Annotated in this window: 24 protein-coding genes; 11 read left to right on the top strand and 13 right to left on the bottom strand. The window is 65.2% G+C overall.

Features of this window, described 5'->3' with window-relative positions; translation table 11 throughout:
- Positions 1–4: 4 nt before the first annotated feature.
- The 3 genes from AB1A62_RS03105 to cobA are packed head-to-tail and all read right to left on the bottom strand — an operon-like array spanning position 5 to position 2,725.
- Positions 5–1,669, bottom strand: a complete 1,665-nt coding sequence (locus AB1A62_RS03105) for a nitrite/sulfite reductase (RefSeq protein WP_366659835.1) — start codon at positions 1,667–1,669, stop codon at positions 5–7.
- Positions 1,662–1,970, bottom strand: a complete 309-nt coding sequence (locus AB1A62_RS03100) for a DUF2849 domain-containing protein (protein WP_366659834.1) — start codon at positions 1,968–1,970, stop codon at positions 1,662–1,664. Before AB1A62_RS03100 ends, AB1A62_RS03105 begins: the two co-directional genes overlap by 8 nt.
- Positions 1,970–2,725 carry a uroporphyrinogen-III C-methyltransferase gene (gene cobA / locus AB1A62_RS03095; RefSeq protein WP_366660009.1) on the bottom strand — a complete coding sequence of 252 codons (756 nt, stop codon included), beginning with the start codon at positions 2,723–2,725 and terminating at the stop codon, positions 1,970–1,972. The genes AB1A62_RS03100 and cobA overlap by 1 nt, the downstream gene beginning before the upstream one ends.
- A 209-nt stretch (positions 2,726–2,934) precedes the next feature.
- Between cobA and AB1A62_RS03090 the strand changes: the two genes are divergently transcribed.
- Positions 2,935–3,402 (top strand): Lrp/AsnC family transcriptional regulator, encoded by a 468-nt coding sequence (locus AB1A62_RS03090; RefSeq protein ID WP_174144948.1) that lies wholly within the window; start codon positions 2,935–2,937, stop codon positions 3,400–3,402.
- Between the two features lie 32 nt (positions 3,403–3,434).
- Here AB1A62_RS03090 and AB1A62_RS03085 read toward each other — a convergent pair whose 3' ends face one another.
- Positions 3,435–3,716 (bottom strand): hypothetical protein, encoded by a 282-nt coding sequence (locus AB1A62_RS03085; RefSeq protein ID WP_366659832.1) that lies wholly within the window; start codon positions 3,714–3,716, stop codon positions 3,435–3,437.
- A 105-nt stretch (positions 3,717–3,821) separates the two neighbouring features.
- On the opposite strand from AB1A62_RS03085, the gene AB1A62_RS03080 reads away from it, so the two are divergent.
- The gene (locus AB1A62_RS03080) at positions 3,822–4,721 is read left to right on the top strand and encodes a LysR substrate-binding domain-containing protein (protein ID WP_366659830.1); all 900 of its coding nucleotides are present in this window, start codon (positions 3,822–3,824) and stop codon (positions 4,719–4,721) included.
- 103 nt (positions 4,722–4,824) lie between these two features.
- Here AB1A62_RS03080 and AB1A62_RS03075 read toward each other — a convergent pair whose 3' ends face one another.
- On the bottom strand, positions 4,825–6,009 hold the full coding sequence (locus AB1A62_RS03075) for a cytochrome P450 (RefSeq protein WP_366659829.1): 1,185 nt from the start codon (positions 6,007–6,009) through the stop codon (positions 4,825–4,827).
- A gap of 59 nt (positions 6,010–6,068) precedes the next feature.
- On the opposite strand from AB1A62_RS03075, the gene AB1A62_RS03070 reads away from it, so the two are divergent.
- From AB1A62_RS03070 to AB1A62_RS03050, 5 genes are all read left to right on the top strand, one after another.
- Positions 6,069–7,814: an ATP-binding protein gene (locus AB1A62_RS03070; RefSeq protein WP_366659828.1), complete on the top strand. Its 1,746-nt coding sequence runs from the start codon at positions 6,069–6,071 to the stop codon at positions 7,812–7,814.
- Positions 7,811–9,040 carry a sigma-54 dependent transcriptional regulator gene (locus AB1A62_RS03065; protein ID WP_366659826.1) on the top strand — a complete coding sequence of 410 codons (1,230 nt, stop codon included), beginning with the start codon at positions 7,811–7,813 and terminating at the stop codon, positions 9,038–9,040. Before AB1A62_RS03070 ends, AB1A62_RS03065 begins: the two co-directional genes overlap by 4 nt.
- Positions 9,041–9,735: 695 nt before the next feature.
- On the top strand, positions 9,736–10,737 hold the full coding sequence (locus AB1A62_RS03060; RefSeq protein WP_366659824.1) for a DctP family TRAP transporter solute-binding subunit: 1,002 nt from the start codon (positions 9,736–9,738) through the stop codon (positions 10,735–10,737).
- A 100-nt stretch (positions 10,738–10,837) separates the two neighbouring features.
- Entirely contained in the window at positions 10,838–11,515 is a 678-nt protein-coding gene (locus tag AB1A62_RS03055; RefSeq protein ID WP_366659823.1) for a TRAP transporter small permease, read from the top strand.
- The gene (locus tag AB1A62_RS03050; RefSeq protein ID WP_366659822.1) at positions 11,515–12,891 is read left to right on the top strand and encodes a TRAP transporter large permease; all 1,377 of its coding nucleotides are present in this window, start codon (positions 11,515–11,517) and stop codon (positions 12,889–12,891) included. Before AB1A62_RS03055 ends, AB1A62_RS03050 begins: the two co-directional genes overlap by 1 nt.
- Before the next feature lie 179 nt (positions 12,892–13,070).
- Here AB1A62_RS03050 and tpiA read toward each other — a convergent pair whose 3' ends face one another.
- The 4 genes from tpiA to AB1A62_RS03030 form a co-directional block, all read right to left on the bottom strand.
- Positions 13,071–13,820, bottom strand: a complete 750-nt coding sequence (gene tpiA / locus AB1A62_RS03045) for a triose-phosphate isomerase (protein ID WP_366659820.1) — start codon at positions 13,818–13,820, stop codon at positions 13,071–13,073.
- A 137-nt stretch (positions 13,821–13,957) separates the two neighbouring features.
- Complete coding sequence (locus AB1A62_RS03040; RefSeq protein ID WP_366659819.1) at positions 13,958–14,317, bottom strand: iron-sulfur cluster assembly accessory protein; 360 nt, start codon at positions 14,315–14,317, stop codon at positions 13,958–13,960.
- A 171-nt stretch (positions 14,318–14,488) separates the two neighbouring features.
- Positions 14,489–15,712 carry a glycerophosphodiester phosphodiesterase family protein gene (locus tag AB1A62_RS03035; RefSeq protein WP_366659817.1) on the bottom strand — a complete coding sequence of 408 codons (1,224 nt, stop codon included), beginning with the start codon at positions 15,710–15,712 and terminating at the stop codon, positions 14,489–14,491.
- 127 nt (positions 15,713–15,839) lie between these two features.
- Entirely contained in the window at positions 15,840–16,202 is a 363-nt protein-coding gene (locus AB1A62_RS03030) for an SUF system Fe-S cluster assembly protein (protein WP_174144936.1), read from the bottom strand.
- 240 nt (positions 16,203–16,442) lie between these two features.
- On the opposite strand from AB1A62_RS03030, the gene AB1A62_RS03025 reads away from it, so the two are divergent.
- Entirely contained in the window at positions 16,443–17,198 is a 756-nt protein-coding gene (locus tag AB1A62_RS03025; protein ID WP_366659816.1) for a hypothetical protein, read from the top strand.
- 89 nt (positions 17,199–17,287) lie between these two features.
- On the opposite strand, the gene AB1A62_RS03020 is transcribed toward AB1A62_RS03025, so the two are convergent.
- The 4 genes from AB1A62_RS03020 to rimK all read right to left on the bottom strand — a co-directional run bounded on the left by AB1A62_RS03020 (position 17,288) and on the right by rimK (position 20,697).
- Positions 17,288–17,704 (bottom strand): VOC family protein, encoded by a 417-nt coding sequence (locus tag AB1A62_RS03020; RefSeq protein WP_366659815.1) that lies wholly within the window; start codon positions 17,702–17,704, stop codon positions 17,288–17,290.
- A gap of 177 nt (positions 17,705–17,881) precedes the next feature.
- The gene (locus AB1A62_RS03015; protein ID WP_366659814.1) at positions 17,882–18,157 is read right to left on the bottom strand and encodes a hypothetical protein; all 276 of its coding nucleotides are present in this window, start codon (positions 18,155–18,157) and stop codon (positions 17,882–17,884) included.
- Positions 18,157–19,047 (bottom strand): SPFH domain-containing protein, encoded by an 891-nt coding sequence (locus AB1A62_RS03010; RefSeq protein ID WP_366659813.1) that lies wholly within the window; start codon positions 19,045–19,047, stop codon positions 18,157–18,159. Before AB1A62_RS03010 ends, AB1A62_RS03015 begins: the two co-directional genes overlap by 1 nt.
- Before the next feature lie 243 nt (positions 19,048–19,290).
- Positions 19,291–20,697 (bottom strand): 30S ribosomal protein S6--L-glutamate ligase, encoded by a 1,407-nt coding sequence (rimK, locus tag AB1A62_RS03005; protein ID WP_366659811.1) that lies wholly within the window; start codon positions 20,695–20,697, stop codon positions 19,291–19,293.
- A gap of 70 nt (positions 20,698–20,767) precedes the next feature.
- On the opposite strand from rimK, the gene tgt reads away from it, so the two are divergent.
- The 3 genes from tgt to AB1A62_RS02990 all read left to right on the top strand — a co-directional run bounded on the left by tgt (position 20,768) and on the right by AB1A62_RS02990 (position 24,022).
- Positions 20,768–21,898 carry a tRNA guanosine(34) transglycosylase Tgt gene (gene tgt / locus AB1A62_RS03000; protein WP_366659810.1) on the top strand — a complete coding sequence of 377 codons (1,131 nt, stop codon included), beginning with the start codon at positions 20,768–20,770 and terminating at the stop codon, positions 21,896–21,898.
- Between the two features lie 253 nt (positions 21,899–22,151).
- Positions 22,152–23,237, top strand: a complete 1,086-nt coding sequence (locus AB1A62_RS02995; protein ID WP_366659808.1) for an alkene reductase — start codon at positions 22,152–22,154, stop codon at positions 23,235–23,237.
- 140 nt (positions 23,238–23,377) lie between these two features.
- Entirely contained in the window at positions 23,378–24,022 is a 645-nt protein-coding gene (locus AB1A62_RS02990; RefSeq protein ID WP_366659807.1) for a hypothetical protein, read from the top strand.
- Positions 24,023–24,092 lie beyond the last annotated feature (70 nt).

Here is a 24,092-nt window from a genome sequence, read left to right as displayed (position 1 = left end):
CAGATCAGGCGACCTTTTTCTGAGCCTCGGGATACAGTGCTGCCTTGAACGGCTCCATGCCGATCCGGCGGTAGGTTTCGAGGAAGGTTTCCTCGGCGCTTTCACGCTGGGCCATGTAGACCTCGACGATCCGTTCCACGGCCGGAACAATCTCGTCATAGGCAAAGCCGGGGCCGGTGCGGGTGCCGATGGCAGCCGTCTCGGTGGCGTCGCCGCCCAGGGTGATCTGGTAGTTCTCGACGCCGGCGCGGTCCAGGCCCAGGATGCCGATATGGGCAACGTGGTGGTGGCCGCAGGCGTTGATGCAGCCCGAGATCTTGATCTGCAGATGGCCGATGTCGTGCTCCATCTTCAGCTCGTCAAAGCGGGTTGCGATCTCCTGCGCGACCGGGATCGAGCGGGCGGTTGCCAGCGCGCAGTAGTCCATGCCCGGACAGGCGATGATGTCCGAGATCAGGCCGATGTTGGCGGTGGCCAGGCCATGCGCCTTCAGCGTGGCGTGGATAGCCGGCAGGTCGTTCTTGTGGACATGCGGCAGGATCACGTTCTGCTGGTGGCTGATGCGCAGCTCGCCATAGCCGTACTGCTCGGCCAGGTCGGCCATCACCCGCATCTGCTCAGCGGTCGCGTCGCCGGGGGTCTGCCCGTGTGCCTTGATCGAGATGGTGGCAATGGCGTGGCCCTCGGCGCGGTGCGCGTGCAGGTTGGTGTCGGCCCAGGCGCGGAACACCGGGTCGTTTGCATAGGCCGCATCGAACGCATCGGTCGGGGCGGAGCGGAACTCCGGCGCCTGGAAATGCGTCTTGATCTCTTCCAGCAGCTGCTGGTCGGTGCCGTCGTACTGGCCGCGGATCGCCATGAAGGCTTCCTCGGTCATCGCGCGGTAGGTGTCGATGCCGTTCTCGGAAACGGTGATCTTGATGCGCGCCTTGTACTTGTTGTCGCGGCGGCCCAGCACGTTGTAGACGGTCAGAACCGACTCCAGGTAGGGCAGCAGATCCGCCTGCGGCAGGAATTCGCGCAGCACCTGGCCGATCATCGGGGTGCGGCCCAGGCCGCCGCCGACGATGACCTTGAAGCCCGCCTTGCCGTCCTGCTCCACGACCTGCAGGCCCACGTCATGCGCCTTGATCACGGCGCGGTCGGCGCTGCTGCCGGTGATGGCGATCTTGAACTTGCGGCCCAAGAACTGGAATTCCGGGTGGTCGGTGGACCACTGGCGGATCAGCTCGGCATAGGGGCGCGGGTCGGTCAGCTCATCCGCGGCGGCACCGGCGAAATGGTCGGCGGTGGTGTTGCGGATGGTGTTGCCGGAGGTCTGGATGGCGTGCAGCCCGACCTCACCCAGCGCGTCCAGCATGTCCGGCAGGTCGCGCAGCTTGGGCCAGTTGTACTGGATATTCTGGCGGGTGGTGAAATGGCCGTAGCCCTTGTCCCACTTCTCGGCCAGCAGCGCCAGGGTGCGCATCTGGTTCGGGTTCAGGGTGCCATAGGGGATCGCGACCCGCAGCATGTAGGCGTGCAGCTGCAGGTAGACGCCGTTCATCAGGCGCAGCGGCTTGAACTCATCCTCGGTGAGGGAGCCGTCGATGCGGCGCTCGACCTGGGCGCGGAACTGGGCGTTGCGTTCGGCCAGGAAGGCTTCGTCAAACTCGTTGTACTTATACATTGGCTTGCGCCTCCTGCTTGCCATGGAAGTAGTTCGAGGGGCCGGTGCGGCGGAATTCCTCGCGGAAGTGGGTCGGCTCGGGGCCGTTCGGGCCTGCCTTGGCGTCGGCCAGATAGGCGCCGACGATGCGGATGTTCTGTTTCTCCGCCTCGATCAGGCGCAGCTGGGCTTCGGCCTCATCGGTGATCAGCTCGGCCTCGGACAGGTTCCGGGTCCAGGTGTTGTCAGCGGTGAAATAGATCACGTCGCCCTCGAGCAGGTCGTTGGCGGTGATGACTTTGGGCGTAAAGGCGCGGGCCATTATGCAAGCTCCGTTTTGAGGTCGTTCAGGGCTGCCGCCGCCTGGCGCGGGGCAAGGCCCAGGAATGTGAGGGCAGGGCCGTCAAAACCGGCCGCATCCAGGTCGGCGGGCAGGCGGTCCAGCGTTGTTTCCAGCACCCGCTGTTCGGGGCGGGAGGCGTTTTCGATGATGGTCACCGGCGTCGCGCGGTCGGCGCCGTGCATGATCAGGCGGCCCTGCACGAAGCGGGCGGATTTCTTGCCCATGTAGACCGCGGCAACCTCGCCCGGGCGCGCCAGTGCGGCCCAGTCGTGATCGGCAAAGCCGGTCATCGCGTGGCCGGTCAGGAACCGCACCGCGGTGTTGCGGCCGCGCTGGGTCAGGCTCTGGCCGATGGCGGCGGCGGCTGCGGAGGCGGCGGTGATGCCGGGGATGATGCTGTAGCTGATGCCGGCTTCCTCGCAGGCGGTCAGCTCTTCATCCAGGCGGGCAAAGATCGCCGGGTCGCCGCCCTTGAGGCGCAGCACCTTCTTGCCTTGCTTGGCCAGCTCCACCAGGCGGGCATTGATGTCCTCCTGGCTGACCTGGGCGCCAAAGCCTTCCTTGCCGGCGTCTTCCAGCACCGCCTGCGGGCCTGCCAGCGCCAGGATCTCTGCGCTGACCAGACGGTCGTGCAGGATCACGTCGGCGGTCTGCAGGGCGCGCAGGGCTTTCAGGGTCAAGAGCTCTGCATCGCCGGGGCCGGAGCCCGCAAAACACACCTGGCCCGCAACCATACAGTCCATGCTGCCACGGACGTGAGTGGCGGCATTGGCAGCATGTGTCGATGGTGCGGACATTCCTGTACCCTCTGAGTGCGTTTGACTTGAGGGTAGATATAGGAAATATTCCCGGTATTGCGCTATATGGGCGCGGAAATAAGAACATTGGTTTTGCCGCGGCGGGACAACGGGCCGATTGGTCCTCACAAAAGGAGAAAACAGGAATGACGGTGCGGATCGACGGCACGGACCGGAAAATTCTGGCTGAACTGCAGCGCGACGCCAGCCAGTCGCTGGATGAAATAGCCCGCCGGGTGGGGTCTTCCAAGACCCCGGTGTGGAATCGAATCCGCAAGCTGAAGGAGGCCGGAGTGATCGGCCAGCAGACGGTGCTGCTGGACCCGGAGGCGCTGGGGTTCGAGGCCTGTTTCTTTGTCCTCATCCGCACCTCGGAGCACGAGGCGGAATGGCAGGCCAAGTTCCTGAAGGCGCTGCAAGAACGCCCCGAGGTGCAGGAGGCGCACCGGTTGGCGGGCGACATCGACTATATATTGAAGGTGAGGGTGCAGAACGCGCGCGCTTATGACGTGTTCTACCAGGCGCTGATTTCAGAGGTGAAGGTGCACAATGTGACCGCGCTTCTGTCGATGGAGGAGATCAAGTCGACCACCATGCTGCCGCTGGGCAGCTAGAGGGCAGGGCGGGCGGCTTGCCGCCCCGGCTCTCACAGCGGCGGGCGCAGCAGCAGGTGGCGCCCGTCCTGCAGCCGCCAGGGGGATGTCTCGCCAGAGGCAGCCTCCGGCATCACGCCGATGTCGGCCAGCAGATGCGGAGATGTCTCCGTCAGCCGCTGCAGCTCGTTATGCGGCACCTGTACCGCTTCCGGGGATGCCGCGCCATAAGGCTCAGCTTTTCTCAGTCCTGTCAGACCTGCAATCCAGCCAAGCACGCTGCGGGCTGGCGAGCCGTGGTGCCGGGCATCCGCTTTCTCACAATATGCAGTCATGAAACTTCCTCCGTTCTGGCCTCTGAGAGATAGGGGCGGAGGGGGCTTGCGCGCAAACCAGTTAATCTCCACCATGGATCAGGAAAACTGACCCATGGTGATCTGATGCGCCTGCCGCCCCTCAACGCCCTGCGTGCCTTTGAGGCCGCCGCCCGCCACCAGGGCTTCATCGCTGCCGCGGAGGAGCTGTTCGTGACCCGCGGCGCCATCAGCCGCCAGGTGAAGATCCTGGAGGAGCACATCGGCGTGCTGCTGTTCCACCGCAATGCCCGCGGGGTGGTGCTGACGGAAGCGGGGCGGCGGCTCTATCCGGTGCTGACGGAGGCCTTTGCGAAGATGCTGCACGAGGTGGAGCGGATCGCGGCGGATGCGTCCGAGCTGCGGGTGATCTGCCCGCCGACGCTGTCGCTGCGCTGGCTGCTGCCGCAGCTGGAGCAGTTCCGCGTTGCGCATCCCGAGATCAAGCTGCGGCTGACCACCGATTTCTACGGCAGCAAGGGGTTTGACGGGGCCGAATACGACCTGGGCATTTCCCTGCAGAACCGGCCCGGGCGGCCTGCGGATATCGAGGTTCTGCCGCTGTTCGAAATGATCCTGTCCCCGGCCTGCGCACCCGCGCTGCTGCCGGCGCTGGCGGCCGGCCCGGCTGCGCTGGCGGGCCAGCGGCTGCTGCATGAAAGCCCGCGGCGTGAGGATTGGGCGGCATGGGTGCAGCACTTCGGGGCGGACGGGGTGGACCCGGCCGGCGGAGAGGCTTTCCCGAACCTCGACATGGCAACCCGCGCCGCGGTGATGGGGGCGGGGGTGGTGATGGCGGATCTGGTCCTGTGCCGTGAGGAACTGGAGCGGGGCGATCTGGTGCTGCCGTTCCCGGACATGACCTGCGGCACCCCGGACGGCGCTTATGCGCTGATCGGCCAGCGGCAGAAGTGGCACGATCCCAAAGTGGCCGCGTTCCGGGACTGGCTGGTCAACGGCCCCTGCATGGCCGCTCTGCCGGAGTAAGTTTCCGGCGCGGGCATGCAAGGGGGCGCTGCCCCCTCGGCGCCGGGGCGCCTCACCCCCGGAGTATTTCGCCAAAGGTGAAACAAGGGGGGCGCCCCGGTGGCTAGTTGCAGGTGACCATCAGCCGGGTCAGGCCATGGAAGTGGTAGGTGTTTGAGTATTCCGGCTCCGCCGCCAGTTTCAGATCCGGGCAGCGCTCGAACAGGACCGGCAGGGCGATCTGCATCTCCAGCCGGGCCAGCGGCGCGCCAACGCAGAAATGCAGGCCGCCGCCGAAGCTCTTGTTCACCTTCGGCGGCCGGGCCGGGTCGAAATGGTGCGGATCGTCCAGCGCCTTGGGGTCGCGGTTGGCGGCGCCCAGCAGCAAGGCCACCTGATCGCCGCGCTGGAAAGTATGGCCGAAGACCTCAGCCTTCTCATAGGCGTAGCGGGTGAACATGTGCAAAGGCGGGTCGAAGCGCAGGATTTCCTCCACCAGCCCCTCGATCCCCTCGGGCGCCAGCCAGCCCGGCTGCCAGCCCTGCTGCAGCATCGTCTTCACGCCGTTGCCCAGCGAATGCACGGTGGCCTCGTGGCCGGCGTTCAGAAGCAGGATGCAGGTGCCGATCAGCTCATCGGTGGAGAGCTTGTCGCCTTCCTCCTCCGCAGCGATCAGCCGGGTGATCAGGTCGTCGCGGGGATCGCTGCGGCGCTGTTCGATGTAGCCGCGCAGGAAATCGGTGAATTCCTGCGACGCTTTGGCGGCGGCGTGTTCGGTCGCCTCCGTGCGCGCGGCCTGGTACATCGCCACGATCTTGTGCGACCAATCCACGAGATTGGCGCCCATCTCTTCCGGCACGCCCAGCAGGCGGCAGATGGTGATCACCGGCACCTGGGTGCAATAAGCGTCCAGCAGATCGAAGGGCTGGTCCGGGAAGGCGTCGATCAGCTGGTGGCACAGATCCTTGATGCCGGGCTCCAGCGCCGCGATCTCGCGCGAGGTGAAGGCGCGCAGCACCAGCTTGCGCAGGCGGGTGTGGCGGGGCGGCTCGGCATCGAGCATCGAATGCGCCTCCACCGCCAGGAAGGGGGCCAGATGGGCGGGGCCGTCCGTGCGCAGCTCGTCCGGCACCTCGCGGCCGAAGCGGCGGTCGCGCAGCAGCATATGCACGGCGGCATGGCCGAAGGCGGCCGTCATGCCATAGTCCTGCCAATGGTGCAGCTGCCCTTCGGCCTGGGCGGCGGCATAGAAGGGATAGGGGTCCTGCACAAAGGCGGGATCGGTGGGGGATTGGGATAAAGTCTTCATATACCGGTTGTTGCCGTTGCATCTGGTCAATGCAAGGGGCGCTTTGATAACGTGCCGCAATGAAAACACAGCACTTCCTTCGCTGGAGCCTGCCTGCCGGGTTCCTTTTGGCCGTGGCGGCATTGGCGCTTGCGGTCTGGTCTTATGGCTACCGCCAGGCGCTGGACAGCCTGGCAGAGCGCAGCGCGGCGGATCTGGCGCTGGCGTCGGACCGTGTAAGCACCCAGCTGCAGGTCTATCAGGAGCTGGCTGTGCTGACCGCAGAGCACCCGGTGCTGGCGGATCTTTCCACACCCGCAGCACGGGACGGCGCGGCGGCGCTGCTGCGCGCGGTCGCTGACAAGACCGCGGCGCTGGATGTGTTCTTTGCCGCCGCGGACGGCCGGGTGCTGGCGGCCGCCGAAGGGGTGACCGGCGCCAGCGTGGCGCAGGAGGATTATTTCGTCCGGGCAACGCAGGGCGCATTGGGCACCGGCCACGGGGTGCTGCAGCCCGAGGAAAGGCGTGCGTATTTCTATGCCGCGCCGGCCTTTGCTCCGGATGGCGGGGTGCGGGGCGCCCTGGTGGTGGTCGCCGACGTGGAGGATGTGGAGCAGACCTGGCGCGGCTCCTTGCCGGCGGTGTTCTTTACCGACGAGGGCGGCGAGGTGTTCATCGCCAACCGGTCGGAGCTGCTGTTCTGGCGGCGCGGCGCTGACGGGCAGAGCCCGCGCGTGACCGGCCGGGAGTATTATGCAGGGCACGAGATCTGGTCCCTGCAGGGCAGCCCCTATCTGCCCGCCCGGGCGCTGCATCTGACGGTCGGACTGCCGGTCATCGGCATGACCGGGGAAATCCTGGTGGATGTGGCGCCGGCCCGGCGGATCGCGCTGTTGCAGGCGGCGGCGCTGGCGGCGGTGTGCCTGGCCTTCGGCGCCATGCTGTTCATCGTGATGGAGCGGCGGCGCACCCTGGCGGAGGCCAACGCGGTGCTGGAAAGCCGGGTCGAGCAGCGCACCCGCGACCTGTCGGCGGCCAACACCCGGCTGCGCCGCGAGGTGCGCGAGCGCGAGGAGGCCGAGGCCGCCCTGAAGCGGGCGCAGCAGGAACTGGTGCAGGCGGGCAAGCTGTCGGCGCTGGGCCAGATGTCGGCGGGCATCAGTCATGAGCTGAACCAGCCCTTGATGGCGATCCAGCAATATGCCGAGAACGGCGCCGCCTTCCTGCAGCGCGGCAAGGCGGAGCGCACCGGCGAGAACCTGGGCCGGATCGCCGATATGGCGGCCAGGATGGCGCGGATCATCAAGAACCTGCGCGCCTTTGCCCGCAATGAGAGCGAGCCGATGGGGCAGGTCGATCTGGTGCAGGTGATCGATGCCGCGGTGGAGCTGACGATGCCGCGGCTGAAAGCGGACCGCATCGACCTGCGCTGGAATGCGGCGGCCTGCAGCGGACCGGTCCATGCCTGGGGCGGCGAGGTGCGGCTGACGCAAGTTTTCGTGAACCTGATCAACAACGCCGCCGACGCCATGCAGGGGCAGGTGGAGAAGGTGATCTCGATCTCCATCGATACCGGCCCGCGGCTGCTGGTGCGGGTGCAGGACAGCGGCCCCGGCATCAAGGAGCCGGAGAAGATGTTCGATCCGTTCTATTCCACCAAGGCGGTGGGCAGTTCCGAGGGCATGGGCCTGGGGCTGTCGATCTCCTACGGGCTGGTGCAGAGCTTTGGCGGCAATATCCGCGGCGCCAACACCGGCGGCGGCGCGGTGTTCACGGTGGAGCTGGAGCCGTGGCGCGAGGATGACGAGAAGGGGGATGCCGCATGACCCGCAAGGTGCTCTTGGTGGATGACGACGCGGCGGTGCGCGAGGCGCTGGCGCAGACGCTGGAGCTGAACGACCTCGATGTGGTGGCCTGTGGATCGTTTGTGGCGGCGAAGGATCATATCACCCCGGCCTTCGAGGGCATTATCGTCTCTGATATCCGGATGCCGGGGCGGGACGGGTTTCACCTGCTGGGCTATGCCCGCGGTGCCGACGAGGAACTGCCGGTGGTGCTGCTGACCGGCGAGGGCGACATTCCGATGGCGGTAAAGGCGATGTCGCAAGGCGCCTTTGATTTCCTGGAGAAACCCTGTGCGCCTGCCGATTTCCTGCCGGTGCTGGAGCGCGCCTTGAAAACCCGGGCGCTGGTGCTGGAGAACCGGCGGCTGAAGCACCAGCTGGAGACCGGAGACCCGGCGGCGCGGCTCTTGTTCGGGACCTCGCCGCAGGCCAAGGAGATGCGCCAGCGGGTGCGGGCGGTGGCGCCGACAGGCGCGGAGGTGCTGGTCACTGGCGCGCCAGGCAGCGGCATTTCCAAGGTGGCCGAGGTCATCCATCTGATGTCGCCCGCCGCGCAAGGCCCGTTTGTGAAACGCCCGGCCGCCGGGCTGGCGGCTGAAACCGTAGCGGAGCTGTGCCAGGAGGCGGCGGGCGGCTCGCTGTTTCTGGATGAGGTGCAGGCGCTGACGGAGGCGGCGCAATACGCGCTGCTGGCGCAGCTGGAGCAGGGCGGCGGGGTGAGGATCATCGCGGGTTCCAGCGCCAATCTGGCAGATCTTGCGCAGGCGGGGAAATTCAGCGCCGATCTGTTCTACCGGCTGGATGTGATGCGGGTGCGGATCCCGTCGCTGGCAGAGCGGCCGGGCGACATTCCGGTGCTGTTCCGCCACTACGTGGCGCAGGCGGCAGAGCAGGCGGGGATTGAGGCGCCGGAGATTTCCCAGGAGCATCTGGCGGCGCTGATGGCACAGGACTGGCCGGGCAATGCGCGCTCGCTGATGTCGGCGGCGATGCGGTTTGTGCTGGGGATGCCGGAAGAGGCCTCGGCAGCGGCCGGCCTGGGGCTGGCAGAGCAGATGGCGCAGGTGGAGCGGTCGCTGCTGATCGCGGCGCTGGGCAGGGCCAACGGGCGCGCGGCTGCGGCCGCGGAAGCCCTGAAGCTGCCGCGCAAGACATTCTACGATAAGCTGGCCCGCTATGGCATCCGGCCCGAGGATTACCGCCGCTGAGGGCGCTGGGGCCGGGGCCTTGCGGTTCGTCCGGTCCGGCGCTGAGGCCGGGGTGGTTAAGGAGGCGGCGCCGCCGGAAAGCCCCGAATGGGGCCATGGGCGGAGGGAGGATAGGGGTCGCAAGCCCCCATGTCCGCTGAAGCCTTCGTTGCGGGACGCCCCTGCACCCAATGAGGAGGTGGTCTCGGGGGCCCTGTGGTCTCCTGTTGGTGCGGGGTGTCAGTCTGCACCGGTGTCGCGACGGGAATGAGTATCGCAAGCCCGGGTTAAGGAGCGGCAAGCGGTGCGTACGGCGGGTGCGCAACACCCCGGGCTTGTCTCTGCAGGGTGGGCGATTCCGCCCACCGTTCGCGGTTACAGTTTGGCGTTGGCTGGTGGGCAGATTGCCCACCCTACGGGAGAGGGCCTCCCGAAACGATTCCCGTAAATCTGTCAGGCGCTAACATTTGTGCGGATTTCCGCACAAAGCCCGGAAAGCCCTGTGCGGGATTTCGCACAGCTTGCGGAAGGCGCATCGCGGATCCAATTTGGCCGGTCCGTAAGCCTATGCAAAAATGCGGAAAATCCCGCGGCATCGTGATTCCCGAATCAACTGTTGAGCGGTTTTCCGCAACTTGGGATGCTCTTGCCAGGCCTCAGCCCTGCGCTGAGCGCACCATCGGATTTACAGACGATTTTTCTGGGAGGAGAAGACCATGAAATTCCTGACCACTACTGCCGCCGCACTGGCTCTGGCTGTGACCGCAGGCGCCGCAAGCGCCGCCTGCGACGACGGCGAGATCGTGGTGAAGTTCAGCCACGTCACCAACACCGACAAGCACCCCAAGGGGATTGCCGCCGCGCTGCTGGAAAAGCGTGTGAACGAAGAGATGAACGGCACCATGTGCCTGGAGGTCTATCCGAATTCCACGCTGTACAACGACAACAAGGTGCTGGAAGCGATGCTGCAGGGCGACGTGCAGCTGGCGGCGCCGTCGCTGTCGAAATTCGAGAAGTTCACCAAGCAGTTCCGCCTGTTCGACCTGCCGTTCATGTTCAAGAGCATCGAGGCCGTGGATGCCTTCCAGGCCTCCGAGACCGGCCAGGAGATGCTGGACTCGATGCAGCGCCGCGGCCTGCAGGGGCTGGCCTACTGGCACAACGGCATGAAGCAGATGTCGGCCAACAAGCCGCTGGTGGCGCCGGAAGACGCCAACGGGCTGAAGTTCCGAGTGCAGTCCTCTGACGTGCTGGTGGCGCAGATGGAAGCGATCGGCGGTTCGCCCCAGAAAATGGCGTTCTCTGAGGTTTACGGCGCGCTGCAGCAGGGTGTTGTGGACGGGCAGGAAAACACCTGGTCCAACATCTACGGCAAGAAGTTCTTTGAGGTGCAGGACGGCATCACCGAGACCAACCACGGCGCGCTGGACTATCTGGTGGTGACCTCCGTCGACTGGCTGGACAGCCTGGAGCCTGAGGTGCGCGACCAGTTCCTGACCATCCTCAATGAGGTGACCGCGGTACGCAACGCCGAGTCGACCAAGGTGAATGGCGAGGCGCGCCAGGCGATCATCGACGCCGGCGGCGTGGTGCGCGAGCTGACCCCTGAGCAGCGCGCGGCCTGGGTCGAGGCGATGAAGCCTGTGTGGGAGAAATTCGCAGGCGACGTCGGCCAAGAGAAGATCGACGCGGCGCAAGCCATCAACGCGGGCCTGTAAGACAGGCCTGCCCGGGAGGCCCGCTTGAGGGGCCTCCTGACCGCGGGCGGCGCGGGGAACCGCCGCCTGCACCCCTTTCCGCAAAACTTGGGAGGCAGCCATGGCGGGGTCCAGAACCGGCCCGAGCGGGCTTATCAATTCACTCGAAGAAACCCTGATCGCGCTCCTTCTGGGGCTGATGACGGCGATTACCTTCGCCAATGTGATCGCGCGCTTCGTGTTCAATTCCAACATTCTATGGGCGCTGGAACTGACCGTGTTCCTGTTTGCCTGGCTGGTGCTCTTGGGCGCGTCTTACGCGGTGAAAACCCATGCGCATCTGGGCGTCGATGCCATCGTCAACATGCTGGCGCCCGGCGCGCGCAAGGCGGTGGGCCTGTTTGCCGCCGCCTGCTGCATCGTGTTTTCGCTGCTCTTGCTGAAGGGCGCCTATGACTACTGGGCGGTGTTTGCAGATCTTCCGCCCACCTCGGGCCGATGGTTCCCGACCGGGTTCGATATGAAGGCCCGCTCGCAGAGTTTCTATGAGGTGCAGGACGTGCCGATGGTCGCGGTGTTCAAGTTCCTGGAGGACCTGATCAACTACGGCGATCCTTACGAGAAGCTGCCGAAGGTGGTGCCCTATGTGGTGCTGCCGGTGTCGATGCTGCTTCTGGTGTTCCGCTTCATCCAGGCGGCATTCCAAATCGCCCGCGGCGAGGCCGACCGGCTGGTCGCCAGCCACGAGGTCGAAGACGAAATTGCAGAAGTGCAGGCACAGCGCGGGGAGCATGACTGATGGAAGTGGTAATCCTCTTTGCGATGGTGATCGGCCTGTTGCTGATCGGGGTGCCGATTGCGGTCTCGCTGGGCCTCAGCTCGACCATCTTTCTGCTGATCTACTCCGACAGCTCCTTGGCCTCTGTCGCAGGCACGCTGTTTGAAGCCTTCGAGGGGCATTTTACCCTGCTGGCTATCCCGTTCTTCATTCTGGCCTCCAGCTTCATGACGACGGGCGGCGTGGCGCGGCGGATCATCCGCTTCTCCATCGCTTGCGTCGGCCATCTGCCGGGCGGTCTGGCGATTGCGGGTGTGTTTGCCTGTATGCTGTTTGCCGCGCTGTCCGGGTCGTCTCCGGCGACTGTGGTGGCCATCGGCTCCATCGTGATCGCGGGCATGCGGCAGGTGGGCTACACCAAGGAGTTCGCGGCAGGCGTGATCTGCAACGCAGGCACGCTGGGCATCCTGATCCCGCCGTCGATCGTGATGGTGGTTTATGCGGCGGCGGTCGAGGTCTCCGTCGGGCGGATGTTCCTGGCCGGTGTCATTCCGGGCCTGATGGCCGGTCTGTTCCTGATGGTCACCATCTATGTGATGGCCAAGGTCAAGAACCTGCCCAAGGGCGAGTGGAAGGGCTGGAGCGAGATCATCACCTCGGGCCGCGAGGCCGGCTGGGGGCTGTTCCTGATCGTGATCATTCTGGGCGGCATCTATGGCGGCATCTTCACCCCGACCGAAGCGGCGGCGGTGGCGGCGGTTTATGCTTTCCTGATCGCGAGCTTCGTCTACAAGGACATGGGGCCGCTGTCGAACGGCGAGGGCGAGGCCAAGACGCCGCTGATCAAAAAGCCCTATGCACTGGTGACGGCGTTCTTCCACAGCGACACCAAGCACACGCTGTTCGAGGCGGGCAAGCTGACGGTGACTCTGCTGTTCGTGATCGCCAACGCGCTGATCCTGAAGCATGTGCTGACCGATGAGCAGGTGCCGCAGCATATCGCCAATGCGATGCTGTCGGCGGGCTTCGGGCCGGTGATGTTCCTGATTGTCGTCAACGTGATCCTGCTGATCGGCGGCCAGTTCATGGAGCCGTCGGGCCTCCTGGTCATCGTGGCGCCGCTGGTGTTCCCGATTGCCATCGAGCTGGGCATCGACCCGATCCATCTGGGCATCATCATGGTGGTGAACATGGAGATCGGCATGATCACCCCGCCGGTGGGCCTGAACCTGTTCGTGACCTCGGGCGTGGCAGGGATGCCGATGATGGGGGTGGTGCGGGCGGCGCTGCCGTTCCTGGCGGTGCTGTTCGTGTTCCTGATCCTGATCACCTATGTGCCCTGGCTGTCCACCGTGCTGCCGAACGCGGTGATGGGGCCGGAGATCATAACGAAGTAGCTTTGAGCGAAAAGAAAACGCCCCGGGAGACCGGGGCGTTTTTCGTTTCAGGGCAGGGGCGCTGCCCCTCTTGTCCCTTCGGGCCAATTCACCCCGGAGTATTTAGGCAAAGGTGAAAACTGCCTGAGTTTCACCTTTCGGGAAATACTCAAATCCGAAGCCCGCGCCGCAGCGGTATGTCAGCTGGTTTCCAGCGCGGCGATGATCGGGGAGAAATCCGCGGCCTTGAGGCTGGCGCCGCCCACAAGCGCGCCGTCGACGTTGGAGACGGCGAAGATCTCCGCAGCGTTGGACGGCTTGACCGAGCCGCCGTAGAGCAGGCGGATGCTGTCTGCTGTTTCCGCGCCGAAGCGGGCGGTGAGCTCGGCGCGCAGGAAGTCGTGGACTTCGGCGATCTGCTCCAGCGTCGGGACCTTGCCGGTGCCGATGGCCCAGACCGGTTCATAGGCGATCACGGTATTTTCGCCCGTGGCATTGGCCGGGACGGAGCCGGCCAGCTGGCTTCCGGCCACTTTCAAAGTGTCGCCGGCCTCGCGTTCCGCCAGGGTTTCGCCGATGCAGATCACCGCGGTGAGGCCTTCTGCGATGGCGGCCTCTGCCTTGGCGCAGACCTGGGCGTCGCTTTCGCCGTGGTCGGCGCGGCGTTCGGAGTGGCCGAGGATCACGGCAGAGGCGCCTGCGTCCTTGAGCATGGCGGCCGACAGATCGCCGGTGTGGGCGCCGGAGGCGTTTGCGTGGCAGTCCTGGCCGCCGATGGCGACGGCGCTGCCCCGGGCGGTATCCGCGGCGCGCGACAGCAGGGTGGCAGGCGGGCAGATCAGGATATCGGCGGCGGGGGAGGCATGGCTTTCCGCCAGGGCCGCCAGTTCAGCGAGGTTTTCGCCGGTGCCGTTCATCTTCCAATTGCCTGCTGCCAGTTTCCGCCGCATGGGGGTGCCTCCGAATGTCCTGTTTGGGCGTGACTGGTAGCACCGGCGGCGGGGCGGCGCAATTCGCTTGCGCGCCGGTCTGAAAAGCAAAGGGCGGGGAAAGCCCCGCCCGGTGTTATCTTCGCTGAAGCCCCCGCTTAGGTGCCGGGCGCTTCCTTGAAGGAGATCGACTCGCCGCAGCCGCAGGCCTCGGACACATTGGGGTTGTTGAACTTGAAGCCGCTTTCCAGGAGCGTCACCTCATAGTCGATCTCGGTGCCGAACAGGAACATCTGCGCCATCGGCGCGATCAGGATGCGGGCGCCGTCCTGTTCCACCACCTCGTCATTGGGGTCGGCCTGGTCGACGTATTCCATGGTGTATTCCATGCCGGCGCAGCCGCCCTTCTTGACGCCGATGCGCAGGCCGGCGCGGCCGTCCTTTTCCATCAGCCTGGCGATCTGGGCCGCAGCCTTGGGCGTCATGGTCACCGCCTGTTTGCCGGGAATGCCGAACATGTATGTCTCCTTGCGCTTCCCTTGTTATCTAGGATGACTGCCGGGGCGGCTCAACCCCGGATGCGACAGGGAAGCATAAGATATAACCGATATGCAGAATTAAAAGAGGCCGCCTCCTGGGCAGGGAGGCGGCCGGTGATGGGGTATCCGTCTTTTGGGGAGGGACGGGTGCTAGAGCCCCATGCAGTTCGCGTAATAGGTGGTGGTGGCGGGCCAGTCGGAGAACACCCCCGCGACCCCGACATCCTGGGCCAGCACGTCCAAGAGCTGGTAATACATGCTGTCGTCCGTGGTGATGTCCTTGACTGACTGGAAGTACCAGCCGCCGCCCGAAGCCAGCGGGCCGGAGCGTTCCAGGGTCCAGGTGATCAGCTTGAGGCCGGCTGCCTTGGCGGCCTTGGCATAGGCGGAGGGAACGATCCTGCCGTTTTCAGAGGTGACCAGCATCCACATCGGCGGGGCGATGTAGTTGACGCCCTTGGCGTGCAGCTCTGCGAAGTCATGCGGGAAGGTGTCCGGGTTATTGTGGTCGAAGCCTTCGAGGTCGTAGCTGGCATCGAGGAACACTGCCTGCTTGCCGAATTCCGGTTCGTTTTCAATCCAGTAGAGCACGTCGTCCAGGTTGAAGCTTTGCGCCCAGACGTCCGAAGCGGGGATGCCGGCGGATTTGTATTCGTCGATCAGCTTCTGGGCGTAGTCGGCCTGGCTGAAGCCGTTGAAGGGCATTTCCACCGCGGGCGACTTCAGTTCCGGGGTGAACTTGGCGCCAAGCGATTTGAACAGCTCGATCGATTCCGCGTGGGTAATGCTGGTGGCGTCGCCGGCAAACAGGGTTGAGCGCCAGTCCGCGGTGCCGCCCTGGTAGGCCGCGGCGGTCAGGGCCGTCTTGTTGGCGCTGTCCATCTTGGGCTGCAGGCTGCGGAATTCGGCCAGGGTGATCTCAGAAGTGCGGCACTCGGCAGCGGCAGGTGTTTCACCTTCTGCAGGCGTGAAAGGCGTGACGCAGGTGTCCGCCAGATGTGAGGTCAGGATGTTGGTGGTGGTGTGCAGGTCGTTCTGGGCGTGGCGGCAGACCAGCTCCAGATCCTTGGTGAAGGTTACGTCGCATTCCAGGATGCCCGCGCCCATCTGGGCGGCGGCGATGTTGGATTCGACGGTGTGCTCCGGGAACAGCAGCGGCGCGCCGCGGTGGCCGATGGAGAAATCGGTGCGCTGGGGTGCCTGGCCCAGGCAGGACTGCAGCTTCTCTTTCAGCGCGCCCTCGGGCAGCTTGGAGATCAGATAGGCGGGGCGGGGGCCGTAGCTGAGGCCCGCATCCGCCGCCACGGGCGGATTGCCGGCGAAGGCGGCGGTGGACACAAGCAGGGCAGCTGCCGCGGGCAGAGCAAGGCGCATTGGAAAATTCTCCGGTTGGTCAAAATTTGCGCCGAGATAACCGCGCGAATGTAACAGCCGGATTGCGCCCGTATGACGGGCGCATCAAATTCCCATGACAACTGATGCGGTGCTTGGGGTCAGGACCCTACATGAAGCCCAGTTCGAGGCGCGCCTCGTCGGACATCATCTCCATCCCCCAGGGCGGCTCCCAGGTGAGTTCGACATCGACGCTCTTGACGCCCGGCACCGGAGACACCGCATCGACCAGCCAGCCCGGCATCTCGCCTGCCACCGGGCAGCCCGGCGCGGTCAGGGTCATGATGATCTTCACGTCGTTCTCGTCATTGATGTCGATGGTGTAGACCAGGCCCAGCTCGTAGATGTTCACCGGGATTTCCGGGTCATAGACGGTGCGGCAGGCATCGGTCACAGCTTCGTACAGCGGGTGGCTGACGGAGGAGGGCGCGATCAGCGGGGCGCCTTCGAGCGGTTCGGCAGGGTTGGTCATGAGGATCCCGGTTCTATTTTCCGACGATTTATATAGGAAATAAGCGCCCCGGCGTCCAGAGGCGGCAGGCGCTAAGGCGCCGAAGATATGCCTGTTCTGCAATGTCAATATTTGATTTGCGCCCGGATTCGCGCTAAGTTGTGGTTTCCCCATAATGTTTTTGTGAAGGCTGCCAGGCTGCAGCGGACCGGTATTCAATTGCCGGCCGTGGAGAGGTCTGGGCGGATCCGGGGAGGAGCCATGCCTGAGCTGACTGCAGTCCATCGCGCTTTCGCACGCATTATGCTGGCGGCCGCTGCGGTTTTGACACCTGCCGCGCCGACCGGCGCCCAGGACAGCTGGCAGTGGCAGCTGACGCCCTTTGTCCTTGCACCCTCGATCGACAGCACCACCGAACTGGGCCTCGCCGGCGGCGATGTCGAGATCGATGCCGGCGATGCCTTCGACCAGCTGCGCGCAGGGGGGATGCTGCAGTTCGAGGGGTTTCACAGCAGCAATTTCGGATTCCGGCTGCGGTACTCGATACTGGATGCCGATGCCGACGGGGCAACCGATACGGGACCGGCTTCCGTGCGCTTTGACCAGAACCTGGGCGAGGCGGTGGTGGCCTACCGGTTCGGCCAGGGACGCAACCGGTTCGAGGTGTTCGGGGGGCTGCGCCACTGGGATGTGGATGTGACCGCTGCCTTGACCGGCGGCACCCTGCGGCGCGGCGCCGACTGGACCGACCCGATTGCGGGCTTCCGCTGGGAGCGCCGCCTGTCGGATGACATCAGCCTGGCGCTGGAGGCCGACATCGGTCTGGGCGGCGATTCCGATGAGAGCTGGTCGGCAATGGGCGGGGTGATCTATGACCGCTGGGAGCGGGCCTCGATCTACGTCATGTACCGCGGACTGGGGGTGGAGTACGAGGAGGGCGCCCGCGGCACCGCCAGTTTCTTCCGCCATGATGCGGTGACGCATAGTTTGCTGGCGGGGGTGGGGTTCCGGTTCTGAGGCCGGGCGCAGGGTCTAATGTTTTCTGCAGGCCGGATTGCCCTCAGCCGCTGTTCCTTTCATCCTTCAGGCCGCCTGTGCAGCCCGCGTTATCCGTCTCGCCCCGGCTCGTTCGGATTGCTGGAGAAAAGCGCGATCTTGTTGCCTTGCGGGTCGCGAAGGTAGCCAACATAGAACCGGGGCCCGTAAGCGGCGCGAAATCCGGGCGGGCCCTCGCAGGAGCCGCCGGCGGCAAGCGCGGCGGCGTGAAGGGTGCGAACCTGTTTCTGATTGCGCGCCTCGAAGGCGACCATAGAGCCATTGCCGGCCGAGGCCGCGTGTCCGTCAAAGGTTGGCTTAACGTAGAAGTCAGGTGAAACGGGAGACTGGCCGGGTACGGCCGGCAGTGCGTAGCTTAACCCTTCAGGCCCTTCCTCCAGTCCGTAACCGAGGGCGGGCAGGATGGTGGAGTAAAATTCTTTTGCACGCGCGATGTCATTCGCTCCGACCGTGACATAGGCAATCATCCTGCGAGTTCCCTTCCAAAGGTCCGGTCATTCAAACGGGATTGCTGCGCTGGTGCAAGCTGTCCTGGATTTCAGCGTTTCAGGCGGCCCGGTGCGGTCCCAAGGGCCTGCACTGGAGCGGAGGCAGCGAATGCCGGGTTTGCCGCGCAAGCATACCCGGCATGGAAGGCGGCAGGATCAATCGTTGATGTCGTGGTTGAAGGTCTTCACCTGGCCTTTGGGCAGGGCGAAGAACTTGCGCATGATCAGCCAGGCCGCCAGTGACAGCGCTGCAAAGATCAGCAGCAGCGGCGGCAGGCTGAAACCGGCTCCGGCCAGCAGCAGCAGGGCCACCACCGCGGCGCCGATGGCAAAGCCGAGGAACACGAAGCCCGGCACCAGCACCTCAAGGATCGCCAGCGCCAGCGCGCCGGCGCCCCAAACCCACCACAAGGCCCAGAAGGGAGTGTCCATCACTTGCCTCCTTTCAGCAGGTTGAAGGCATTGCCGAAGGCCTCCAGCGCGTGGGCGGGCACGACGATGGTCTGCTTGCCGTCGCCGTTGCCGAGCGCATTGAGCGATTCCACCTGTTTCAGCGCCACCTGGTACTGCGCCGCCTCAAGCCCGTTTTCGGCAATTGCCTTGGCCACCACCTGGGTCGCGTAGGCCTCAGCCTCGGCCTGGATGCGGCGGGCCTTGGCGGTCTGCTCGGCGGCGTAAAGCTCTGCGTCGGCCTGCAGTTCGACGGCGCGTTTCTGGCCCTCGGCCTTGGTGACCTCCGCCCGGCGGGCGCGTTCGGCGTTCAGCTGCTGCAGCATCGCGTCACGGGTGGCCTGATCCAGGTTCACGTCCAGGATTTCGGCGCGGGTCACTTCGATACCCCAGTCGTCCACGGCGGTCTCAACCGCCTCTTGAATGCGGGTGATCAGCTGGGCCCGGTTCGACTGCACCTCATCCAGGTCCATCTTGCCGATCTCGGCGCGCACGATGCCGGCCACGGTGGTGGCGATGGCGCCGTCCACGTCGCGAATCCGGTAGACGGTCTTTTCCGGCTCCAGGATGCGGTAGAACACCGAGGTGTCGATCTGCACCAGCACGTTGTCCTTGGTGATCGCGTCCTGGGTGGCGTTCGGCAGCTGGCGCTCCAGAATAGAGATCTTGTGGCGGGCCACGTCGAGGAAGGGCACGATGAAGTTGATACCCGGCCCCAGCACCGAGTGCAGGCGGCCAAAGCGTTCGACCACGTATTTCTCCGACTGCGGCACGATCTTGATCCCCTTCAGGATCACGATGATCAGCAGCACGGCCCCCAGCAAATAAAGAATATTGCCGGACAGGAGGTCGAGGATCAGGTCTTCGGTCATGTAAATTTCCTTTGGTTGTTCAGCGGGGGCCGCAGCGGCGGCGGGCGCAGCCTGGGCGCCCGGATCCGGCGGCCCGCCGGACGGGGACTGTGCGCCAGGTGTCTTGGCCTTGTTCAATGACATGCCCCGTTGTGTGCAATGGTATACAAATGGGTTCCGGCAGCGGCGGTTTCAAGATGTTACGGGTGTATATGACGCCCGGAAAAGCAGGCTGGCAAGCCCGGATGGGCCTGCTGTGTGCCGTCAACTGCTGGTGGGTTTCAGTCGCCGCAGCGGCGCCGGGCGCACCCGGTTCTCGATCTCGGCATAGATCAGGCCGGCAATGTTCTTGGACGAGGTCTTCTCAATCCCTTCCAGCCCGGGGGAGGAGTTCACCTCCAGCACCTTGGGGCCGTTTTCCGAGCGCAGGAGATCGACGCCCGCCACATTGAGGCCGAAGGCCTTGGCGGCGCGCACCGCGGTGGCGCGTTCCTCCTTGGTGATGCGGACCGCCTCGGCGCTGCCGCCAAGGTGCAGGTTGGAGCGGAAGTCGCCCTCAGCGCCGGAGCGTTTCATCGAGGCGACCACCTTGGAGCCGACCACGAAGCAGCGGATGTCCTCGCCTGCGGCCTCCTTGACGAACTGCTGCACCAGGAAGTTTGCCTTGAGGCCGCGGAAGGCGGTGATGACGCTTTCCGCGGCTTTCTTTGTCTCCGCCAGCACCACACCCTTGCCCTGGGTGCTTTCCAGCAGCTTCACGATCAGGGGCGCGCCGCCGACGATCTGGATCAGGCTGCCGGTGTCCTTGGGCGAGGCGGCAAAGGCGGTGGCGGGCATGCCGATCTTGTGGCGCGCCAGGATCTGATGCGCGTGCAGCTTGTCACGGCTGGCGGTGATGCCCTCGGAGCCGTTGACACAGAAAGTGCCCAGCGTTTCGAACTGGCGCAGCAGCGCGGTGCCGTACTGGGTGACAGAGGCGCCGATGCGCGGGATCACCGCGTCGTAGCGGGGCAGGCGCTTGCCGTCATAGTGGATTTCCGGCGCCAGCGCGTTCAGCGCCATGTAGCAGCGGGTGGTGTTGATCACTTCCACGGTATGGCCACGGATTTCGCCCTCTTCCACCAGGCGGCGGGTGGAATAATTGTCCTCACGGCTGAGGACGGCGATGCGCAGGGCGCGCTTGGGGGCGGACTTGCGGATATTGGCCGAGGCATAGACGGAATAGTCCAGCTCCGGCTGGCACATGCGCTCACCCGGCACCACGGTCACATTCTCGGTCAGCGCCTGGCGGCCCAGCAGCATGTGCTTGGCCATGCCGCGCCGGTCAGTGAGCGTCAGTTCCACCGGCCAGGACTCGCCGCCGATCTCGATCGGCGTTTCGATCACGTAGCGCATCTCGCTTTCACCGTTGGACGACGTCACCTCGCGGCGGTCCTTGATCACCGCGGAGCAGGGGATTTCCAGGTCGTACTGGCCCGGAATCGGGTGCACCATGAAGCGCACCTTGGGCGCCTTTTGCGGCCCGAAGGTTTCGATCCCGGTGGCGTGCAGCGACGAGGTGCGGGCGCCGGTGTCGACCTTGACCCGCAGCGCAGGCAGCCCCAGGTCCGGCAGGCTGACCCATTCTTCCCAACCGAGTTTCAATTGCGGTGCAGGGTCGGCTGTGGACATACGCGGGGCTCCTTGGCATTAGGGGGAATCGCCGCGGCGGATTTGCGGCAGAGAAGCGCAGGAATACGATATGGCTACCCTTTTCAACTTCGAAATGAAAGCAACGGACGGGAAAGCGCGCACCGGCGTCATCCATACGCCGCGCGGCGAGATCCGCACCCCTGCCTTCATGCCGGTTGGGACGGCCGCAACGGTCAAGGCCATGATGCCGGAAAGCGTGCGCGCAACCGGGGCCGACATCCTGCTCGGCAATACCTACCACCTGATGCTGCGCCCGACAGCGGAGCGGATCGACCGGCTGGGCGGCCTGCACAAGTTCATGAACTGGGAGCGCCCGATCCTGACCGACAGCGGCGGCTTTCAGGTGATGTCGCTGGCAGGCCTGCGTAAGCTCACCGAGAAGGGCGTGACCTTTAAATCCCACGTCGACGGCTCCAAGCATGAGCTGACGCCGGAGCGCTCGATGGAGATCCAGCGGCTGCTGGGCAGTGATATCGTGATGTGTTTCGACGAATGCCCGGCACTGCCTGCGGAGCGCGACCGGATTGCCGAGTCGATGCGGCTGTCGATGCGCTGGGCGGAGCGGAGCCGGGAGGCGTTCGGCGACCGTCCGGGTCATGCGCTGTTCGGCATCATGCAGGGCGGGCTGGAGCAGGACCTGCGCGAGGAAAGCGCCGAGGCGCTGAAGAAGATCGGCTTCGAAGGCTACGCGGTCGGCGGCCTGGCCGTGGGCGAGGGGCAGCAGGCGATGTTCGACTGCCTGGACTACGCCCCCGGTTTCCTGCCCGAGGACAAGCCGCGCTACCTGATGGGGGTGGGTAAGCCCGACGACATTGTCGGCGCCGTGGCCCGCGGTATCGACATGATGGACTGCGTGCTGCCGTCGCGGTCCGGCCGCACGGGGCAGGCGTTCACCCGCTACGGCGTCGTGAACATCAAGAACGCCCGCCATCAGGACGACCCGCGGCCGCTGGATGAGCATTGCAGCTGCCCGGCGTGCTCGAACTACTCCCGCGCTTATCTGCACCATGTGTTCCGCTCCAACGAGATGATTTCGGGGATGCTGCTGACCTGGCACAACCTGCATTACTTCCAGGAAATCATGGGAGGAATGCGGGATGCGATTGCCGCCGGGACGTTCGAGGCCTGGCAGAAGGACTTCCACGACACCCGCGCGCAGGGCGATATCGAGCGGTTGTGACCCTTGCAGGTCGGCTGCTGGAGCACATCTTTTTGTGAACGATGCATGGGCCGCCCTTCGGGGCGGCCTTTTAACATCCTGACTGCGCAGGATATTTTGCCGGTTTCCAGGGACATCAGCTGCAGGGGTCAAGAAAAAATCCGTCCGCAGTCAACATTCCTGAGACTGGAGGGTTGAAAGGGAGCGGCGGGATGCACAGCTCCTTTCGGGCAACATTCCTGTTGCTGGAAACTTTGACCGGAGGGATATCCCCGTGAGCCAAGAATTGTTTTCCGCCAGCACTGCTGGTGCAATCGAGCTGAACAACCGCATCGTCATGGCGCCGTTGACCCGCAACCGGGCCGACGACCAGACCGGCGAGGTGCTGGACCGGCATGCGGAATACTATGCCCAGCGGGCGGGCGCCGGCCTGATCATCACCGAGGGCAGCCAGATCAGCCCCGAGGGCAAGGGGTATATCCAGACACCGGGCATCCACACCGCGGCGCAGGCCGCGGCCTGGCGCAAGGTCACCGATGCGGTCCATGCAAAGGGCGGCAAGATCGTCATTCAGCTGTGGCATGTCGGGCGGATCACGCATGACTCGCTGCTGTCCGAGGGCACTGCGGCGGTGTCCTCCACCGATGCCGCGGCAGAGGCCCAAACCTTCACCCACAATGGTTTTGAGCCGACCGCCAAGCCGCAGGCGCTGAGCGCAGAAGGCATTCAGCGGGTGGTCGCCGACTATAGGCAGGCCGCAAAATACGCCAAGGACGCGGGGTTTGACGGGGTCGAACTGCATGCGGCCAACGGCTATCTGCTGGAGCAGTTCCTGAAGGACGGGGTGAACACCCGCACCGATGCCTATGGCGGATCGCCGGAAAACCGCGCCCGGATCGTTTTCGAGATCCTGGACGGGCTGCTGACGGTTTGGGAGGCCGGCCGCATTGGCCTGCGCCTGTCGCCCTTTGCCACTTTCAACGATGTCTCGGACAGCGATCCCGTGGGGCTTTACACGCCGCTCATCCAGCGTCTGAACAGTTATGGCCTGGCCTATCTGCACATGGTCGAAGGGGAGACCGGCGGCGCCCGTGACGGTGATTTCGAGGCGCTGCGCAAGCTTTATACCGGCACCTACATGGCCAACAATGGTTATGACCGTGAAACCGCGCTGGCGCGCACGGCATCCGGCGAGGCGGACCTCGTGGCCTTCGGCCGCCCCTTCATCTCCAACCCGGATCTGGTGGACCGGCTGGCAGCAGACGCGCCGCTGAACGAAGGCAATCCGGAAACCTTCTATGGCGGCGGAGACGAAGGCTATACCGACTACCCGGCGCTGGAGCAGGTGGCGGCCGAGTAACCCGCTGCCGCTCTGAACAGGGGCCGGCGGCCGGGCAGCACACGCCCGGCCGCCGATGCCAATGCAGCGGGCCATGCGGCCCGTTCACCTGTTATGAAGACCTGATCAGCTATCCTCGCGCCAAAACTCGGAGGACGGCGATGATCTGGAGACGTGCATTGGCAGTTGCGGTCCTGCTGGGCGCCGCTCCGCTGGCGCTGGCGCAGACCGCGCCGGGCTCGCTTGCCGAGGCTTCAAGCTTTTTCAAGGCACCGCCGCTGGATGGCTGCCGGATTTCCCTGGAAGAACTGATCAAGGGTGGCTCAGCGGCCTTGCGCGGGCAGTGGGTCGTGCAGAAGGGGCCGGGGGAAATTGCGCAGGCCGCCGGCGGGCGCATCGAGATGGTGCCGCTGCCGCAGCGCACCGGCGAAGTGCTGCTGCTGGGATTCCGCAACGGGCGGCTGGTGGCGGATTCAGCCGCCTTGGGGTTCCTGCCCATCGGGGTCGAGGACCGGGCGCCGGTGAAGCCGGGCACCGGGCTCAGGGCCGAAAGCGTGGGCCGCGGCGATCTGGCCGACGGCACGGAGGTTTTTCTGGATGAGCTGGCACTGGGGGCGCTGTCCTGCGGCGCGGATCAGCTGCTGCGGCTCAACCTGCTGGCGGAGCGCGATTCCGGCACCGGCGAGGCGCTGCGTCAGGACATCCGCCTGTTCCTGGTTGACCAGTCCCGGATGAGCGGAACCTACCGTGAAACCGGGCCGGGCGGGCGGCTGGAGCGCGGCCTGATCACGCTGCTGCGGCGCTGATCGGTGCGCCGGAGTTATCCACAGGGCCACCCCGGCGCGGCCTTCATTATTTGCTCACCCTTCCTGCATT

Origin of the sequence: Leisingera sp. JC11, from assembly GCF_040704725.1 — a bacterium.
Lineage (GTDB): Bacteria > Pseudomonadota > Alphaproteobacteria > Rhodobacterales > Rhodobacteraceae > Leisingera.
Note: the sequence above shows the minus strand (reverse complement) of the source record. Positions and strands in the feature narration are given on the sequence as shown.

Coding starts and splice junctions, on each gene's coding strand:
- AB1A62_RS03070 (WP_366659828.1), top strand. CDS start 6,069: ATGAAAACACAGCACTTCCTTCGCTGGAGCCTGCCTGCCGGGTTCCTT.
- AB1A62_RS03010 (WP_366659813.1), bottom strand. CDS start 19,047: ATGACCGAAGACCTGATCCTCGACCTCCTGTCCGGCAATATTCTTTAT.
- AB1A62_RS03055 (WP_366659823.1), top strand. CDS start 10,838: ATGGCGGGGTCCAGAACCGGCCCGAGCGGGCTTATCAATTCACTCGAA.
- AB1A62_RS03085 (WP_366659832.1), bottom strand. CDS start 3,716: ATGACTGCATATTGTGAGAAAGCGGATGCCCGGCACCACGGCTCGCCA.
- AB1A62_RS02990 (WP_366659807.1), top strand. CDS start 23,378: ATGATCTGGAGACGTGCATTGGCAGTTGCGGTCCTGCTGGGCGCCGCT.
- AB1A62_RS03105 (WP_366659835.1), bottom strand. CDS start 1,669: ATGTATAAGTACAACGAGTTTGACGAAGCCTTCCTGGCCGAACGCAAC.
- AB1A62_RS03050 (WP_366659822.1), top strand. CDS start 11,515: ATGGAAGTGGTAATCCTCTTTGCGATGGTGATCGGCCTGTTGCTGATC.
- rimK (WP_366659811.1), bottom strand. CDS start 20,697: ATGTCCACAGCCGACCCTGCACCGCAATTGAAACTCGGTTGGGAAGAA.
- tgt (WP_366659810.1), top strand. CDS start 20,768: ATGGCTACCCTTTTCAACTTCGAAATGAAAGCAACGGACGGGAAAGCG.
- tpiA (WP_366659820.1), bottom strand. CDS start 13,820: ATGCGGCGGAAACTGGCAGCAGGCAATTGGAAGATGAACGGCACCGGC.
- AB1A62_RS03015 (WP_366659814.1), bottom strand. CDS start 18,157: ATGGACACTCCCTTCTGGGCCTTGTGGTGGGTTTGGGGCGCCGGCGCG.
- AB1A62_RS03075 (WP_366659829.1), bottom strand. CDS start 6,009: ATGAAGACTTTATCCCAATCCCCCACCGATCCCGCCTTTGTGCAGGAC.
- AB1A62_RS03100 (WP_366659834.1), bottom strand. CDS start 1,970: ATGGCCCGCGCCTTTACGCCCAAAGTCATCACCGCCAACGACCTGCTC.
- AB1A62_RS03035 (WP_366659817.1), bottom strand. CDS start 15,712: ATGCGCCTTGCTCTGCCCGCGGCAGCTGCCCTGCTTGTGTCCACCGCC.
- cobA (WP_366660009.1), bottom strand. CDS start 2,725: ATGGTTGCGGGCCAGGTGTGTTTTGCGGGCTCCGGCCCCGGCGATGCA.
- AB1A62_RS03020 (WP_366659815.1), bottom strand. CDS start 17,704: ATGATTGCCTATGTCACGGTCGGAGCGAATGACATCGCGCGTGCAAAA.
- AB1A62_RS03030 (WP_174144936.1), bottom strand. CDS start 16,202: ATGACCAACCCTGCCGAACCGCTCGAAGGCGCCCCGCTGATCGCGCCC.
- AB1A62_RS03065 (WP_366659826.1), top strand. CDS start 7,811: ATGACCCGCAAGGTGCTCTTGGTGGATGACGACGCGGCGGTGCGCGAG.
- AB1A62_RS03080 (WP_366659830.1), top strand. CDS start 3,822: ATGCGCCTGCCGCCCCTCAACGCCCTGCGTGCCTTTGAGGCCGCCGCC.
- AB1A62_RS03090 (WP_174144948.1), top strand. CDS start 2,935: ATGACGGTGCGGATCGACGGCACGGACCGGAAAATTCTGGCTGAACTG.
- AB1A62_RS03025 (WP_366659816.1), top strand. CDS start 16,443: ATGCCTGAGCTGACTGCAGTCCATCGCGCTTTCGCACGCATTATGCTG.
- AB1A62_RS03040 (WP_366659819.1), bottom strand. CDS start 14,317: ATGTTCGGCATTCCCGGCAAACAGGCGGTGACCATGACGCCCAAGGCT.
- AB1A62_RS03060 (WP_366659824.1), top strand. CDS start 9,736: ATGAAATTCCTGACCACTACTGCCGCCGCACTGGCTCTGGCTGTGACC.